Source organism: Aminobacter sp. BE322 (genome assembly GCF_050433525.1).
Classification (GTDB): Bacteria; Pseudomonadota; Alphaproteobacteria; order Rhizobiales; family Rhizobiaceae; genus Aminobacter.
Genome location: NZ_JBNPXB010000007.1, coordinates 103,107 through 118,249, shown reverse-complemented (window position 1 = coordinate 118,249; position 15,143 = coordinate 103,107). Strand labels below are relative to the sequence as shown.

Sequence of the window (15,143 nt, the reverse complement as noted above, 5' to 3'; positions counted from 1 at the left end):
CCATCTAATTCCACAACCGCGCGATTAACGAAAGGGTAAGCATAAGCCATGCACCGGCTTTCGCTTGAACCAGATCCATCCGTTGCTTGCAAAATGCGGCCAGCCGTCGGGCTGGTCAGTAGAGCGGCTCTTCAAAAAGCATGGTGTCGCCGTCCATCAGTGCTTTGATCTGCCCGCTGCCGTCCTTGCCGACCGCGACCTTGATGCCGAAGCTGCGCACCCGCATGTCGCGCTCGATGGCCAGGCCCTCGCCTTCCGGCACGTAGAAGCGTTCGATTCCATACTCCACGCCGATCTCGGAACCCGGCGCCAGGCTCCAGCCGCCGGAGATTTCACCGCGAAGGTCGACCTCGTCGGCCGCCGCCGGCGTCAGCGCCGCACTGCCCAGCCAGGCGCTCGCGGCACGCCAGAAGCCGTCGGCATCCTTCCTGAGGCGCACCACGATCGGCCCTTCCGCCGAAGTCGTCTCGCCCTGTGGCAGGTTGGCGATCCTATCCACCGGCAGGCGTGAAATGTCGTAGCCGAGCCGCACATAGTCGCCGCGCAGGAGGTCGCGCGGATCGACCGGCTCGACCTTGAGCAGTACCTCCTGGCCGCTGCGCAGCAGGGCCGCCCTCCCGGCGATCATCCAGCCCAGGAAGCCGATCTGCGCCAGCGCGAGCAGGATCGCCGCGACGATGAGCTTGTGGCGGGACATCATGCGGCTCCCCCTGCTGCCTGGGCCTTCATCCGCCGCTCTATGCGGATGATCGCATAGGCGAGGCCCGCAAGAATTATGGCGGCTGCGAAGAAGAAACCCGCCGTGCCGAGCATGCTGCCCACCGTGGCGACGTAGACGATGGACAGTTCGAAGGCGAAGCCGAGATAGGCGACCCAGCGCAGGGCCCGGCTCTCCCGGCCGAGGAAGACGATGACCGCCGCGATCACGGCAAGCGCCACGGCCGCTGCGATGCCGAAGCCGTCGTCTTCGGCCAGGTCGAGCTGCAGCAATGCCATCCCGGTCAGGAAGCCGATCAACGCGTGCAGCGGCAGGCGCCCGCCCAGGCGGACGACGCTTTCGACGGGAGCCGCTGCCAGGGCCGATACCGCCAGCAGCGCGGCCGACACCAGCGCCAGCACCGTTCCTACCGGCAGCACCTCGTAATCGATGCCCAGGAGCACCGCATAGAGGATGAGCGAGAGCAGGATCAGGTGCCGCGCCGCGCGGCCGTCGGTCCAATAGGAAAGCGCCCAGAGGACGGCCATGAAGGCGGGAAACAGATGCGGGAAATCCGCGCGCCGAAACAATTCGAAGCCTTTGCTGACCAGCCAGAAGTCGGCAATGCCGACCGCGGCGACCGTCAGCGCATTGGAACGCAGCACCGCCGCTGCAATCCCAGTCCCGATGCACCAGGTGACGATGGCGGCCGCTTCGTCGCCGGAGAAATGATACATCTGGCCGATCAGGGCGATCGAGCCGCCGAAGGCAGCGGCGCCGATCAGCCAGAGCGCCTCGGCCAGGCCGCCATGGCCGCGCTGCTTGAGCACGGCGCCGCCGACATAGCCGGCGAGGATGATGGCAAACAGCCCGCCGACCCTGGCCGGGCGGGGTATCGCCTCCCAATTGGCCGCGACGAGGATGAGAATGGCGGCCGCGAACAGAAGTGCCGCCATCACCGCCAGGATCGAGCCGAAGTTGAGCCCGTTGCGCTCGTTGGCCTCGACGTCGCGCACCAGCGCATCGGCCGTGGCACGGTCGATCAGCCCACCATCTGCCCAGCGGGCGATGTCCATCTTCACCTTGGTTGCATGGCTCGCCACGCGTCACCCTCCCCCATCATGCACCGCACGATCGGCCCAAGCCGTTGTCCAGTATGGCAAAAATTCGATTCGGCCACAATTATGACCGAAGGGTGAATGCCGGTTAATGTTGCAATGCACAAAACGCATTGCTGCCATGCGAGCATAGCGCTTCATTTTTAATCAGCGCGGACCTATCTACGCCCCGTAAACACGAAGCGAAAAAAGACGAACGGGATACGAAGATGAACCTGATCCGCAACTACCGCAACTGGCGCCGCTATCGCGACACCGTGAACGAGCTGAGCCGCCTGTCGAACCGTGAACTGACCGACCTGGGCATCACCCGCAGCGACATCCACTTCGTCGCGCGTAAAGCCGTCTAAGCGTCGGCGCTCAAAACCGTACGAACCGAAAAGAGAACGAAAATGAACTTGCTCCGCACTTACCGCAACTGGCGCGCTTATCGCGAGACGGTGAACGAGCTGGGCCGCCTGTCGAACCGCCAGCTTGCCGACCTCGGCATCAACCGCGGTGAAATCGCGGCGATCGCCCGCCGCGCCATCTAATTGCAGTTTCCGCCAGGGTCGACCTCCTCCCCGACCCTGCCGGATCTGGTCGGCTTACTCCTCCTCCCGAAGCCGACCACCCTAACGCACCCGCCGGATCCTCCTCCCCCGGCGGGTGCCGTTACCCCAAAGAGTTTCGCCCTCTTCGATCGGCGAAAAGAATTTCGCCTAGCCGACCTCCTCCCCGGCAATGGCGAATAGGTCAGCCCCCTCCTCCTCCCTGAGGCTGACCACCCTTAACGCGCCCGCCGGTTCTCCTCCCTCCGGCGGGCGTCGTTACCCAAAGAGTTTCGCCCTCTTCGATTGGCGAAAGGAATTTCGCCTAGCCGACCTCCTCCCCGGCAACGGCGAATAGGTCAGCCCCTCCTCCTCCCTGAGGCTGACCACCAAAACGACGCCCGCCGGATCTCCTCCCCCGGCGGGCGTTGTCGTTTCCGCACTTGAAGCAATGGCTAGTTCAGCGCGCCGCTTTCCAGCACGCCGCGCTTCTTCCATTCGCCGAGCGGGAAGATGTCGGGCGCGCCGCCCATCGGGGCGTACCACGAATCCACCACCCACCTGGTTCCGTCCGGCGCCCGGACCACCGCCGTCCAATGCGGATAGCGGCCGTCGAGGAGGAACCCGCGCGAGGTCCGGCGGTCCACCTTGTGGTGCTTGAGCAGGCCCCTGGCCTGCAGGTAGCGCAGCAGCGCATCGGTATTGGTGGACTCGTCGACGCAGTCCATCTGGCCCCTGACCTTCGAGGCACCAAACTCCGACCTCGGCTGGTCGCGCACGCCGGTGACCTGCTGTGCCCTTTTTTCGAAATAGCTGACCGCCCTGGCGATCGCCGCGCGCTCGGCCTTCGGCGAGGCCTTGCCCGCCGCCATGATAGACGCCAGCCTGCCGGCATCGCCGGGTCCGAGGTCGAGGCGGGACCGAAAGGCGCAGCCATAGCCATGGCAGATGTCGATGCGGCCGGAAGCAGGAGCGGCCAGGCCCGTCGAGAGGCCGCCCCCATAGGCCGAGAGCGAAACCATGCCCGCAAGCAGTAGCCGACAGATCGAGCGCGTCGTCATCTGGCCATCTTAGAAGTCGTTCCTCGTCCGCGGCAATCCGCCAGGCGCCTGCAATCCACCGCAATGATTGCATTCCCCCGGCCGAGGGACTATCTCGGCGACCATGAGCGCAAAACCCATTCACATCGTCGGCGGCGGCCTCGCCGGATCGGAAGCAGCATGGCAGGCGGCGGAGGCCGGCGTGCCGGTCATCCTGCACGAGATGCGTCCCGTGCGCGGCACCGACGCCCACAAGACCGAGGGCCTCGCCGAACTCGTCTGCTCCAACTCGTTCCGCTCCGACGACGCCGAGACCAACGCGGTCGGCCTGCTGCATGCCGAAATGCGCCTCGCCGGCTCGCTGATCATGTCGTCGGGCGATGCCAACCAGGTGCCCGCGGGCGGCGCGCTTGCCGTCGATCGCGACGGCTTCTCCAATGCGGTGACCGCGCGCCTCGAGGCGCACCCGCTGATCACCATCGTGCGCGAGGAAGTCACCGGCCTGCCGCCGGCGGACTGGGACCAGGCGATCATCGCCACCGGCCCGCTCACGGCGCCCGCGCTCGCCGAGGCCATCGCCGCCGGCACGTCGTCGGACGCGCTCGCCTTCTTCGACGCGATTGCGCCGATCGTGCATTTCGAGTCCATCGACATGAACACCTGCTGGTTCCAGTCGCGCTACGACAAGGTCGGCCCCGGCGGCACCGGCAAGGACTACATCAACTGCCCGATGGACAAGGCGCAGTACGAGGCCTTCGTGCAGGCCCTGATGGACGGCCAGAAGACCGAGTTCAAGCAATGGGAAGGCACGCCCTATTTCGACGGCTGCCTGCCGATCGAAGTGATGGCGGAACGCGGACCGGAAACGCTGCGCCACGGCCCGATGAAGCCGATGGGGCTCACCAACGAGCATAACCCCGAGGTCAAGGCCTACGCCGTGGTGCAGCTGCGCCAGGACAATGCGCTGGGCACGCTCTACAACATGGTCGGCTTCCAGACCAAGCTGAAGCATGCCGAGCAGGTGCGCATCTTCCGCATGATTCCCGGCCTGGAGAACGCCGAGTTCGCCCGCCTCGGCGGCCTGCACCGCAACACCTATCTCAACTCGCCGACGCTGCTCGATCCCACGCTGCAGCTCAGGTCGCGGCCCGGCCTGCGCTTCGCCGGCCAGATCACCGGCTGCGAGGGTTATGTCGAGAGCGCCGCCATCGGCCTGCTCGCCGGCCGCTTCGCCGCGGCCGAACGGCTCGGCCGCCCGATGACGCCGCCGCCGGCAACGACCGCCTTCGGCGCCCTGCTCAACCATATCACCGGCGGCCACATCGTCTCAGACGACGAGCCGGGCAAGCGCTCGTTCCAGCCGATGAACGTCAATTTCGGCCTGTTCCCCGAGATCGAGGCACCGAAGGTCGACGGCAAGCGCCTGCGCGGCAAGGAAAAGACGGTTGCCAAGAAGAAGGCCATGACCGGCCGTGCGCTGGCCGACTGCCGCAACTGGCTGGGCATCCCGGCTGCGGCGCAGGCCGCGGAATAAGGGAGATGACGCCCCCTCCGGTAACGCAGCGGCTGATCCTGAGGGAGATGAAGCGCGGCGACGAGGCGGCGATCCTTTCGATATTCGCCGACGAATATGCGCGGCGCTTCTATCCCGAAATGACGGACGAAGCGGGCGCGACCGAGTGGATCGAGCGGAACCTCGCACGCTACCGGCAAGACGGTTTCGGCCTCTGGGCCATGCTGGATCGTTCCAGCGGGACGCTGATCGGAGATTGCGGCGTGACGTGGCAGGACGTCGGCGGATCGCGGGTGCTCGAGATCGGCTATCATGTCGCTCCGGCATGGCGCGGCTGCGGCCTTGCTCTGGAAGCCGCACGGGCGGCCATGGCATTCGGCTTCGAGGTCACCGACGAAGCTGAGATCGGGTCGATCGTGGCACCCGACAATACTTCTTCTGCGAGCGTGGCCCGCCGGTTGCACCGGGACGTGCGCACCTATGCGAACGCGCGCGGGCTTAGTCGGTACTTCTTTTTCACCAGACGCGAAGAGTACCAGCCCGATTGAACCTGCACGAGGCGAGACCGCCTGTCGCCGGCAGCGGTCAGCGCCAGCCGCGCGATGCCGTCCGCAACATCAGCAGGTGCCTGCGCAGCGAGGACATGCCGTCCTCGCCGCGCTCCAGCCTGTCGAGATAGGCGCCGGTGAGCGTCAAGGGCAGGAATGCCGGGCGAAGCGGGGCAGGCATTGCGCCGGCCTGCCGCGCGAAGGCGCCGAGATGCTCGCGCGCCAGCGCGATCATCGCCTGGACGACCAGGGCCGACCGCTGGCTCTTGCCGTCGGCGACGAATTCCTCCGGCGTCATGCCTGCCGCAGCAAGGATGTCTCGCGGCACATAGCACTGCCCCCGCGCGCGATGCATGGGCAGCAGCCGCAAAAGGCCGGTGATTGCCTGGGCGCAGCCGGCGTGGCCGGCCAGTTCGGCGTGGCTGGCCGCCTCGGGCGCATCGAGGACCAGCGCCGCAAGCTGGATCAGCGCCGAGGCCGTCTCGCCGCAATAGCCTTCGAGATCGGTCCGTGACGGCATCGGGTCGTCGTAGAGATCGAAGATGCGGGCTTCGAGGTAGTTGTCGAAGGCGGCTTGGGGCAGCCGATAGGTGCCGATCGCGGCCAGCAACGCCTCGGCTACCGGATGGCCGGCACCCGCCTGTGGGTCGCCCGAGGCGATGACGTCACGCCACCATTGCAGGCGTATCTCGCCCGGCATCGGCTCGCTGACGCGGTCGCGGATGCCGGCGATTTCGGCGTTGAAGGCATAGAGGGCCAACAGCGCTCCGCGCCTGTCGTCGGGAGCGTAGAGGGCCGACAGATAGCGGTCGCGGTCCTGACCGCGGACAAGTTCCATCACCGCTGCGGCATTCGCCCCCACTTCAGTCGACGGCGATGAATGCCGCCGCGACCGCGCGGTCTTCGGCGAGCAGCACGTTGTAGGTACGTACCGCTGCGCCGGTCGACATCGGATCGGCGGAGATCCTGGCCTCCTTGAGGGCCGCGCGCAGATCGGCCGGCAGCGGCCTCAATTCCTTGCCGGTCCCGACGAGCAGGATTTCGACCTTGTCGGCCTCGGCGAGAAGCCTTGCGAAGTCCGCCGGCGTCAGCGCCAGCGGATCGGCCGGCTCCCAGCCGTAGATGCCGGACGGCAGGCAGAGGATCGAGCCGCGATGCGACATCTCCGCGAAGCGGAACCCGCCGTCGCCATAGGCGTCGACGGGGGCCCTTCCGGGAAAGTGCGCCTCGCGCATGACCAGGCCTGCCGCCATCGCCTGTTACGACTTCGTCGGCTGGGCGTTGGTCGGCACGGCCGGCTTGTCCTTCTCGTCGGCCTCGAAGGTCTCCGGCCGCAGCCTGAACAGGATCAGCAGCGGTCCGGCGACGAAGATCGACGAATAAGTGCCGACCAGGATGCCGAAGATCATCGACAGCGTGAACGACTGGATGACTTCGCCACCGAACAGGTAGAGCGAGATCAGCGCCAGCAGCGTCGTCACGCCGGTCAGCACCGTACGCGACAGCGTCTGGTTCATCGACAAGTCGAGCAGTTGCTCGATCGGCATCTTCTTGTATTTGCGAAGGTTCTCGCGGACGCGGTCGTAGACCACCACCGTGTCGTTGATCGAGTAGCCGACGATGGTCAGGATCGCCGCGATACTGGTCAGGTTGAACTCGATGCCGGTGATGACATAGAGGCCCACCATCATGGTCACGTCGTGCACCGTGGCGATGATCGCGCCGAGGCCGAACTGCCACTCGAACCGGAACCAGATGTAGATCAGCATCGCGAACATGGATGCCAGCACGCCGAGCGTGCCGTACCAGGCGAGTTCGCTCGACACGGTCGGACCGACCGATTCCACGCGGCGGAAATCGTACTCGTTGGCAAGCTCTCCGCGTACCTTCTCGACCACGCTCTGCTCGGCATTGTCGCCGGCCTTCTGGCCCTCGACGCGGATCAGCAGGTTCTGGTCGGAACCGAATTGCTGCACCTGGACGTCGCCGAGGTTGAGCTCGCTGAGCCGTGCGCGGACGTCGCCTGAATCGGCGGTTCCCTGCTTGGCCTGCACCTCGATGCTCGTCCCGCCGCGGAAGTCGATGCCGTAGTTCATCTCGACCGAGAAGAACAGCGTCATGGCGGCAAGCGAAGCCAGCGCCGACAGCGTGAAGGCATAACGCCGCCATGCCATGAACGGGATTTTGGTGTTGTCGGGAACCAGGCGCACCAGCCCCTTCGGCAGTTCCTTGGGCTTCATGCGGCGGAGCCAGATCGCGACCAGCCAGCGGGTGAGCGTGAAGGCGGTGAACACCGTCGTCACGATACCGATCGCGAGCGTCACGGCGAAGCCGCGCACGGGACCGGAGCCCAGATAGAACAGGATGACGGCGGCGATGAAGGTCGTGAAGTTGGCGTCGACGATCGTCGCCAGCGCTCGGGCAAAGCCCGAATCCAGCGATTGCACGAGGGACCGGCCCAATTGTCGCTCTTCGCGCACACGCTCGTAGATGATGACGTTGGAGTCCACCGCCATGCCGACCGTCAGAACGATACCGGCGATGCCTGGCATGGTCAGCGTCGCGCCGAGTATCGACAGGGTCGCGATGATCAGCGCCACGTTCGCGACCAGCGCGATGTTGGCGATGATGCCGAGCGTGCCGTAGGCGACGAGCATGAACGACACCACCAGGATGCCGGCGATGATCGAGGCGAACTTGCCGGCGGCGATCGAGTCGGCACCGAGGCTCGGGCCGACGGTGCGTTCTTCGACGATGGTCAGGTCGGCCGGCAGAGCGCCGGCGCGCAGCAGCACGGCAAGGTCGTTGGCGCTCTGGGCGGTGAAGCTTCCCGAGATCTGGCCGGTGCCGCCGAGGATGGGTTCGCGGATCTGCGGCGCCGAAATCACCTGGTTGTCAAGGATGATGGCAAACAGGCGGCCGACGCCCTGCTGGGTGGCCTGGCCGAAGCGCGCGGCACCCTTGGCGTCGAAGCGGAAGGAGACGACGGCCTCGCTCGTGCGCTGGTCGAAGGTGGCCTGGGCATCGACGAGGTTTTCGCCCGAAACGATCACCCGGTTCTCGATGAGATAGGGAACGGGCGGATCGTCCTGCGAATACATGACGGTCGAACCGGCCGGCGGGCGGCCCTGCAGGGCCTGCTCCACCGACATCGTCTGGTCGACCATCTGGAAGGTCAGCTTGGCGGTCTTGCCGAGGATGTCCTTGAGGCGCTGCGGATCCTGCAGGCCGGGCACCTGGACGAGGATGCGGTCGGCGCCGGCGCGCTGGATGATCGGCTCGTTGGTGCCGAGCTCGTTGACGCGGCGGCCGACGACCTCGATCGACTGGGTGACGGCGTTGCTGACGCGATAGTCGATGCCTTCCTCGGTGAGCGTGAAGCGCAGCACGCCGGGCTCCGGCTCCTCGAGCGACAGTTCCGCAAGCGTGCCGCCGCCGAAGATGCCGGCCGAAACGGGCTGCGTCAGCGCCGCGAGCGCCTTCTTTGCAGCCTCGAGCTCGTTCGCGTCGCTGATGCGGACCTGGACCGTCTTGCCGGTGCCCGTGAGCCCGGTATAGCCGATCTTGGCGTCGCGCAGCAGCGTGCGGATGTCGTCACGCGTCGCCTGCAGGCGTTCGTCGATCAGGTCCTGCCGGTCGATCGCAAGCAGGATGTGGGAGCCGCCCTGAAGGTCGAGGCCAAGCGTCATGGGGCGCTTGGGAAGCCAGCCGGGAAGTGAATCGAGCTGCGACTGGCTCAGCATGTTCGGGATGGAGAAGAGCACCCCGAGGAGCACGACGGCCCAGATCGCGATTGTCTTCCAGCGCGAGAAATAAAGCATTTGGCCTCGTCCGTTAAGGCGTGAAAGCGGTGCGTTCCGCCTTGAATACGGTTATTTCTTGGCGTTCTGGTTGGCGATCGGCTCGCCCTTGACCCGAACGTCGGAAATGGTGGCCCGCAGCGCGGTCACCTTGACGCCGTTGCCCAGATCGACCTCGAGTTCGTTGTCGTCGATCACCTTCGTCACCTTGCCGACGAAGCCGCCGCCGGTCACGACGGTGTCGCCGCGACGGATGGCCGAGAGCATCTCGCCGCGCTTCTTCAACTGGGTACGCTGCGGGCGGATGATGAGAAAATACATGATCACGAAGATCAGCACAAACGGCAGAATGCTGACGAATACGTCGGGCGTGACCCCCGTGGCCTGTGCGTATGCCGGCGTGACGAACATGAATGTCTCCTGAGAAGTGACGGGAAACCGCAGATCCGGCCCCCGGGAAATGTGCGCGGAATATAGTCGCTAAAGCCACCAATGCAACTGCACATGGTCCAGGCAACGCCGCTTTTCCCTGCAATCCGAGCATGGTAAAGCGGCACCGCAATCGAATGCCGCAAGGGAAGTGTGCAATGGACAAGACGATCGAAGCGCTCAACGACAAACTCGACCGTCTCGTCGCCGCGGTGGCGCGACTTGCCCCGCCGGCAGCGCCCGAAACGGACCTGGACTCTGCCGATTGCTTCGTTTGGGCTGCCGATCCCGGCTATCTCGAGCCCGTGCACCGGGTAAACCGCGTCGACATCGGCCTGATCAGGGGCGTCGACCGCGTCCGCGACATCCTCGTCGACAACACCGAACGCTTCGCCGCCGGCCTGCCGGCCAACAACGTCCTGTTGTGGGGCGCGCGCGGCATGGGCAAATCGTCGCTGGTCAAGGCGGCGCATGCCACCATCAACGCCGGAGGCAAAACCGCCTCGCCGCTCAAGCTCGTCGAGATCCATCGCGAGGACATCGACACGCTTCCCAAGCTGATGAACCTGCTCAAGGCGGCACGACATCGCTTCATCCTGTTTTGCGACGATCTTTCGTTCGACCATGACGACACCTCCTACAAGTCGCTCAAGGCGGCGCTCGAAGGCGGCGTCGAGGGCCGGCCGGCCAACGTCATCTTCTATGCCACCTCCAACCGGCGCCACCTCCTGCCCCGCGACATGATCGAGAACGAGCGGTCGACCGCCATCAATCCCTCCGAGGCCGTGGAGGAAAAGGTGTCGCTGTCCGACCGCTTCGGCCTGTGGCTCGGCTTCCACAAATGCTCGCAGGACGAGTATCTCGAAATGATCGGCGGCTACGCGCAATATCACGGCCTGGACATCGACGCCGACGCCCTGCGTACCGACGCGCTCGAATGGGCAACGACGCGCGGCAGCCGTTCGGGCCGCGTCGCCTGGCAGTTCATCCAGGATCTGGCCGGCCGCCTGGGCAAGCCGCTGAAGGATTGAATGCGAACGCCCGCCCCTTGCGGGACGGGCGTCAAAGGCGGGAATTTCCGGGAGCCGCCTGAGCCGGACTTCGATACCCGGCCTCGGCTGCGGCGGCGCCTATTCGAGATAGGTCGTCGGATCGACCGGAGCGGAGTTCTTGCGCACCTCGAAGTGCAGCTTCGGGGCGCTCGCGTTGCCGGTCATGCCCGACAGCGCGATCTCTTCGCCGCGCTTGACCTTCTGGCCGCGCTGCACCTTGAGCTCGCTGGCGTTGCCGTAGACGGTGACGAGCCCGTTCTCATGGCGCACCAGCACGGTGTTGCCGAATTCCTTGAGGCCGTCGCCGGCATAGATGACGACGCCGTTCTCGGCCGCCTTGACCGGCGTGCCTTCCGGAACGGAGATGTCGATGCCGTCACCTTCCTTGCCACCGCCCTTGCCGTAGTTGGACACGACGCGGCCGCGAACCGGCCAGCGCATGCGCGAGATGCCGGTGGCGCTGGGCGCCGCATCGGTGGATTCCTCCGCCTGCTGGGCCAGCTTGTCGCTCTTCGGCGGCGTGTAGGCCGCAACCGTCGGCTGCTCGGCGACCGCAGGCTTGGCCGCGGCGACAGCCGGCTTGGCCTGCGCCGGGGTGCTGGTCACCACCGGGTCGACCGCCGCAGGCGCAGCCTTGGCGACCTGGGCCGTGCCGTTCGCGGCGGGCACCTTCAGCGTCTGGCCGATGCGGATGCGCCCGTCGGTCAGGCCGTTGGCCTCCTTGAGAGCAGCCGTGGTCACGCCCAGCTTCATGGCGATCCGGTTGAGCGAATCGCCTTCGACCACCGTGTAGCCGCCGCCACCCGCTGAACCGGAGCTCTTGCCGGTCGAGGCGTCGAGCTTGGCAACGGTGTTGCCTTCCTTGGTCTTGGGCTGCTGCGGCAGCACCGCCACCTTGTCGGTCGACAGCGGCTGCTGGTTGTTCGGCAGCGGCTTCTTGGTCGCCTGCCCCGGGACCTTGAGAACGTTCTGTTCGGCCTGGGCGAGCTTGGGCTGAGCCGGCTGGCTGAGGGAGGCCGTCGCAGTGCGGTCCACGGCGGGAGCGAGCGCCGGGGCCTGGGCCGTTCTCGTCGCGGGGGCCAGTGCCGGGGCCGGAGCTGCGGCCACCGGTGCCGGCAGCGGCTGCGAGGACACCGGCTGCAGGCTGCTACGGCCGACCGACCCGCTGTTGCTGGCTACGAGCGGAGCCGCCTGGGTGTCGCCAGGATAGGGCTGCGGCTGCTGCTGGTTGATGATCTCGCGCTGGTTCGAGGTCGAGGCGGTGAACAAGTCATCGACGCCACTGCCACCAAATCGCGCCACACTGGAACTGCAACCGGCTGCGACGCCAGCCAAAAGCAGAACGGCGCCATTGCGCGCCAGAGAGCGTCCATTCGCCTTCAAGATATTGAAACGCATCGCTACGACCCGCGCTTTACCCGATACCAACTAGGCATGATTAAAGCGCGTTAATGTTACCGGTCGGTTAAGCGAAACAAATAAACGCCCTGCATTTTTTACGCTTCGGCTGGGCCGGCGCTGGCGCGTCGGGCCAAAGGTCGGAGCCGCATTTCTTGGAAGACGCGAGGCGCGGATTCAGCAGTTTGGAACGGCCTATGCGCGTCCGCTGGGATGCACGGCGCCATACGCCCGAAGGCCGGCGCCGCAGACTGCTCCCGCATGCGATCAGATGACGGCGGCCACGCCCTTTGCCAGCGGCTGCAGGCGCACGACGCCGAGATCCTCGCGCTCGAAGCGGCTGCCGATCTTGGTGAGCTTGCAGACCACCTGCTCGCCCTCCTCGGGACCGATCGGCGCGATCATGATGCCGCCGCTGGAGAGCTGGTCGACGAACATGCGCGGATAGCTGTCGAAGGCTGCCCACACGACGATGCGGTCGAACGGCCCCTCGCCCGGCAAGCCGGCGGACCCGTCAGCCTGCCGCACCATGGCATTGGTAACGCCGAGCGCCTCGAAACGCTGGCGCGCCTGCTCGGCCAGGGTCTTGAAGCGGTCGACTGTGATGACGCGCGCAGCCAGGCGCGCCATCACCGCGGCGGTGTAGCCGGAGCCCGTACCCACCTCCAGCACCCGGTCGCCGGCCTCGATGTTCAGGGCAGAAATGATCGCGGCCTGGATGTCGGCGCCTTCGATGGCCTCGCCGCACTCGATCGGCAGCATGCGGTCCGACCACGCGAGGTGGTGGAACTGGCCGCCGACGAATTCGCGCCGCGGCGTCGCCTCGAAGGCGGCGATCAGGTTCTTCGGAACGACGCCGCGCCCGCGCAGGCGGAGGAGAAAGGCGGCAAAGCCTTCACGGTCGTCCGACATGATGTTCATGCGATTGCCTTGGCCAGTTGGTCGCGCAGTTCGTGGGCGGTCATGTCGAGCTTCAGCGGCGTGACCGAAATCTGCTTGTTGCGGACGGCATGCAGGTCCGTTCCCGGCTTCACTTCCGGCTCGTCGCGGCCGAAGCGCAGCCAGTAGTATGGCAGGCTGCGGCCGTCGCGGCGCTCCTCGACCCAGATGCCGTAGGCGAGCTTGCCCTGGCTGGCGACGACGGGACCCGTCACCTCGTCCGGCGGGCAGTTGGGGAAGTTGACGTTGAGCAGGACGCCTATCGGCAACTCGGTCGCGATCAGCTTCCTGAGGAGCGCCGGCGCCAGCGCCTCGGCCGTCTCGTAGGGCACGATCCGCTCCTCGTTCTCGTAGACATAGGCCTGGCTCAGCGCGATCGAGCGGATGCCGATCAGCGCGCCTTCCATGGCGCCCGCCACGGTGCCCGAATAGGTGACGTCGTCGGCGACGTTGAGGCCCGAATTGATCCCCGACAGGATCAGGTCCGGGGGCTCGGGAAGGATCCTGCGCGCGCCCATGATGACGCAGTCGGTCGGCGTGCCGTTCACCGCGTAGTGCTTGTCGCTGATCTTGCGCAGCCTGAGCGGCTCCGAGATCGACAGTGAATGCGCGTAGCCGGACTGGTCGGTCTCGGGTGCCACCACCCACACGTCGTCCGACAATTGCCGGGCGATGCGCTCGAGGACGGCGAGGCCCTCGGCGTGAATGCCGTCGTCGTTGGTCAGCAGAATGCGCATGTCAGTTCTTTTCGATCTTGGCCAGGCCACCCATGTAGGGCCGCAGCACTTCAGGAATCGTTACGCTGCCGTCCTCGTTCTGGTAGTTCTCCAGCACGGCGATCAGCGCGCGGCCGACAGCCACGCCCGAGCCGTTGAGGGTGTGGACGAAGCGCGTGCCTTTTTCTTCCTTGGGCCGGTAGCGTGCATCCATGCGGCGGGCCTGGAAGTCGCCGCAGACCGAGCAGGACGAAATCTCGCGATAGGTGTTCTGCCCCGGCAGCCAGACCTCGATGTCGTGCGTCTTGCGCGCGCCGAAGCCCATGTCGCCGGTGCACAGCACCACGGTGCGGAACGGCAGGCCGAGACGCTTCAGCACCTCTTCGGCGCAGGCCGTCATGCGCTCGTGCTCGGCCAGCGAGCTCTCCGCATCGGTGATCGACACCAGCTCGACCTTGTAGAACTGGTGCTGGCGCAGCATGCCGCGCGTGTCGCGGCCGGCCGAGCCTGCCTCCGAACGGAAGCAGGGCGTCAGCGCGGTCAGCCGCAGCGGCAGCCTGTCGTTGTCCAGGATCTCCTCGCGCACCAGGTTGGTCAGCGGCACCTCCGCGGTGGGGATAAGCCCCAGGCGGGCGTCGCCATGCGGGGTGAAGAACAGATCCTCCTCGAACTTCGGCAGCTGGTTGGTGCCGAACAGCACCTCGTCGCGCACCAAAAGCGGCGGCTGCACCTCGGTGTAGCCGTGCTCGGAGGTGTGCAGGTCGAGCATGAATTGGCCGAGTGCGCGTTCGAGGCGCGCGAGTTGGCCCTTCAGCACGGTGAAGCGCGAGCCGGAGAGCTTGGCGGCGCGCTCGAAATCCATCAGGCCAAGCGCCTCGCCGATCTCGAAATGCTCCTTCACCCAGTTCGGACGCGGCAGAACCTTGCCGACCTTGCGCAACTCGACATTGTCGTTCTCGTCCCTGCCGACGGGAACCTCCGCGAGCGGCATGTTGGGAATGACCGCCAGCGCAGCGTCGAGTGCCTTGTCGAGGTCGCGCTCGCGGCCTTCGCCGTCCTGGATGAAGCCCTTGATCTCGGCCACTTCGGCCTTGAGCGTCTCGGCCAGCGCGGAATCACCATTGCGCATCGCATTGCCGATTTCCTTCGACGCGGCGTTGCGGCGCTCCTGCGCCTCCTGCAGGCTGGACACGTGGGCGCGGCGCGCCTCGTCCTTCGCGATCAGGTCGTCGACCGTCGACCGTGCCGCCCCCGCCGATTGCCCGCGCTTGGCCAGCGCCTCGACAAGAGCTTCAGGGTTCTCGCGAATCCATTTGATATCAAGCATTTAATAGGTTTCCGGTCGCGGTGGTAATCGAAACGA

The 15,143-nt window shown here is 66.1% G+C and carries 16 protein-coding genes; 5 read left to right on the top strand and 11 right to left on the bottom strand.

Going from position 1 to position 15,143, the window contains the following annotated elements; translation table 11 throughout:
* Positions 1-115 precede the first annotated feature (115 nt).
* Together J2X50_RS12735 and J2X50_RS12730 are read right to left on the bottom strand one after the other, a co-directional pair.
* Entirely contained in the window at positions 116-700 is a 585-nt protein-coding gene (locus tag J2X50_RS12735; protein ID WP_429095391.1) for a GDYXXLXY domain-containing protein, read from the bottom strand.
* Positions 697-1,800, bottom strand: coding sequence for a DUF2157 domain-containing protein (locus J2X50_RS12730; RefSeq protein ID WP_429095389.1), 1,104 nt, complete (start codon positions 1,798-1,800; stop codon positions 697-699). The genes J2X50_RS12735 and J2X50_RS12730 overlap by 4 nt, the downstream gene beginning before the upstream one ends.
* Positions 1,801-2,024: 224 nt before the next feature.
* Between J2X50_RS12730 and J2X50_RS12725 the strand changes: the two genes are divergently transcribed.
* Together J2X50_RS12725 and J2X50_RS12720 are read left to right on the top strand one after the other, a co-directional pair.
* Entirely contained in the window at positions 2,025-2,165 is a 141-nt protein-coding gene (locus J2X50_RS12725; protein ID WP_429095387.1) for a DUF1127 domain-containing protein, read from the top strand.
* 42 nt (positions 2,166-2,207) lie between these two features.
* Positions 2,208-2,348, top strand: coding sequence for a DUF1127 domain-containing protein (locus J2X50_RS12720; protein ID WP_429095385.1), 141 nt, complete (start codon positions 2,208-2,210; stop codon positions 2,346-2,348).
* Between the two features lie 452 nt (positions 2,349-2,800).
* On the opposite strand, the gene J2X50_RS12715 is transcribed toward J2X50_RS12720, so the two are convergent.
* Positions 2,801-3,406: a hypothetical protein gene (locus tag J2X50_RS12715; protein ID WP_429095382.1), complete on the bottom strand. Its 606-nt coding sequence runs from the start codon at positions 3,404-3,406 to the stop codon at positions 2,801-2,803.
* A 103-nt stretch (positions 3,407-3,509) separates the two neighbouring features.
* Here J2X50_RS12715 and trmFO point away from each other — a divergent pair, with 103 nt between their 5' ends.
* Complete coding sequence (gene trmFO, locus J2X50_RS12710) at positions 3,510-4,919, top strand: methylenetetrahydrofolate--tRNA-(uracil(54)-C(5))-methyltransferase (FADH(2)-oxidizing) TrmFO (RefSeq protein WP_429095379.1); 1,410 nt, start codon at positions 3,510-3,512, stop codon at positions 4,917-4,919.
* 5 nt (positions 4,920-4,924) lie between these two features.
* Complete coding sequence (locus J2X50_RS12705) at positions 4,925-5,446, top strand: GNAT family N-acetyltransferase (protein WP_429095376.1); 522 nt, start codon at positions 4,925-4,927, stop codon at positions 5,444-5,446.
* A 37-nt stretch (positions 5,447-5,483) separates the two neighbouring features.
* Here the strand turns inward: J2X50_RS12705 and J2X50_RS12700 are convergent, their stop codons facing one another.
* The 4 genes from J2X50_RS12700 to yajC are packed head-to-tail and all read right to left on the bottom strand — an operon-like array spanning position 5,484 to position 9,657.
* Complete coding sequence (locus J2X50_RS12700) at positions 5,484-6,284, bottom strand: phytoene/squalene synthase family protein (RefSeq protein WP_429095374.1); 801 nt, start codon at positions 6,282-6,284, stop codon at positions 5,484-5,486.
* Between the two features lie 25 nt (positions 6,285-6,309).
* The gene (locus tag J2X50_RS12695; protein WP_429095372.1) at positions 6,310-6,699 is read right to left on the bottom strand and encodes an Mth938-like domain-containing protein; all 390 of its coding nucleotides are present in this window, start codon (positions 6,697-6,699) and stop codon (positions 6,310-6,312) included.
* A gap of 6 nt (positions 6,700-6,705) precedes the next feature.
* The gene (secDF, locus tag J2X50_RS12690; RefSeq protein WP_429095369.1) at positions 6,706-9,267 is read right to left on the bottom strand and encodes a protein translocase subunit SecDF; all 2,562 of its coding nucleotides are present in this window, start codon (positions 9,265-9,267) and stop codon (positions 6,706-6,708) included.
* Positions 9,268-9,318: 51 nt separating this feature from the next.
* Positions 9,319-9,657, bottom strand: a complete 339-nt coding sequence (gene yajC / locus J2X50_RS12685) for a preprotein translocase subunit YajC (protein ID WP_340037441.1) — start codon at positions 9,655-9,657, stop codon at positions 9,319-9,321.
* Between the two features lie 176 nt (positions 9,658-9,833).
* Here yajC and J2X50_RS12680 point away from each other — a divergent pair, with 176 nt between their 5' ends.
* Positions 9,834-10,706, top strand: coding sequence for an ATP-binding protein (locus J2X50_RS12680; RefSeq protein WP_429095366.1), 873 nt, complete (start codon positions 9,834-9,836; stop codon positions 10,704-10,706).
* Positions 10,707-10,805: 99 nt separating this feature from the next.
* On the opposite strand, the gene J2X50_RS12675 is transcribed toward J2X50_RS12680, so the two are convergent.
* The 4 genes from J2X50_RS12675 to serS all read right to left on the bottom strand — a co-directional run bounded on the left by J2X50_RS12675 (position 10,806) and on the right by serS (position 15,107).
* Entirely contained in the window at positions 10,806-12,125 is a 1,320-nt protein-coding gene (locus tag J2X50_RS12675; protein WP_429095363.1) for a peptidoglycan DD-metalloendopeptidase family protein, read from the bottom strand.
* A gap of 267 nt (positions 12,126-12,392) precedes the next feature.
* A complete protein-coding gene (locus J2X50_RS12670) occupies positions 12,393-13,046 on the bottom strand; it encodes a protein-L-isoaspartate(D-aspartate) O-methyltransferase (protein ID WP_429095360.1) in 654 nt (217 codons plus the stop codon).
* Positions 13,043-13,801, bottom strand: coding sequence for a 5'/3'-nucleotidase SurE (surE, locus tag J2X50_RS12665; protein WP_429095358.1), 759 nt, complete (start codon positions 13,799-13,801; stop codon positions 13,043-13,045). Before surE ends, J2X50_RS12670 begins: the two co-directional genes overlap by 4 nt.
* Before the next feature lies 1 nt (position 13,802).
* A complete protein-coding gene (gene serS, locus J2X50_RS12660) occupies positions 13,803-15,107 on the bottom strand; it encodes a serine--tRNA ligase (protein WP_429095355.1) in 1,305 nt (434 codons plus the stop codon).
* Positions 15,108-15,143 lie beyond the last annotated feature (36 nt).

Bases quoted from the DNA above. Each gene is read 5' to 3' on its own strand.
- J2X50_RS12735 (WP_429095391.1), bottom strand. From the start codon at position 700: ATGATGTCCCGCCACAAGCTCATCGTCGCGGCGATCCTGCTCGCGCTG.
- J2X50_RS12700 (WP_429095374.1), bottom strand. From the start codon at position 6,284: ATGGAACTTGTCCGCGGTCAGGACCGCGACCGCTATCTGTCGGCCCTC.
- serS (WP_429095355.1), bottom strand. From the start codon at position 15,107: ATGCTTGATATCAAATGGATTCGCGAGAACCCTGAAGCTCTTGTCGAG.
- surE (WP_429095358.1), bottom strand. From the start codon at position 13,801: ATGCGCATTCTGCTGACCAACGACGACGGCATTCACGCCGAGGGCCTC.
- J2X50_RS12670 (WP_429095360.1), bottom strand. From the start codon at position 13,046: ATGAACATCATGTCGGACGACCGTGAAGGCTTTGCCGCCTTTCTCCTC.
- J2X50_RS12720 (WP_429095385.1), top strand. From the start codon at position 2,208: ATGAACTTGCTCCGCACTTACCGCAACTGGCGCGCTTATCGCGAGACG.
- J2X50_RS12695 (WP_429095372.1), bottom strand. From the start codon at position 6,699: ATGGCGGCAGGCCTGGTCATGCGCGAGGCGCACTTTCCCGGAAGGGCC.
- J2X50_RS12680 (WP_429095366.1), top strand. From the start codon at position 9,834: ATGGACAAGACGATCGAAGCGCTCAACGACAAACTCGACCGTCTCGTC.
- secDF (WP_429095369.1), bottom strand. From the start codon at position 9,267: ATGCTTTATTTCTCGCGCTGGAAGACAATCGCGATCTGGGCCGTCGTG.
- yajC (WP_340037441.1), bottom strand. From the start codon at position 9,657: ATGTTCGTCACGCCGGCATACGCACAGGCCACGGGGGTCACGCCCGAC.
- J2X50_RS12725 (WP_429095387.1), top strand. From the start codon at position 2,025: ATGAACCTGATCCGCAACTACCGCAACTGGCGCCGCTATCGCGACACC.
- J2X50_RS12715 (WP_429095382.1), bottom strand. From the start codon at position 3,406: ATGACGACGCGCTCGATCTGTCGGCTACTGCTTGCGGGCATGGTTTCG.
- J2X50_RS12705 (WP_429095376.1), top strand. From the start codon at position 4,925: ATGACGCCCCCTCCGGTAACGCAGCGGCTGATCCTGAGGGAGATGAAG.
- trmFO (WP_429095379.1), top strand. From the start codon at position 3,510: ATGAGCGCAAAACCCATTCACATCGTCGGCGGCGGCCTCGCCGGATCG.
- J2X50_RS12675 (WP_429095363.1), bottom strand. From the start codon at position 12,125: ATGCGTTTCAATATCTTGAAGGCGAATGGACGCTCTCTGGCGCGCAAT.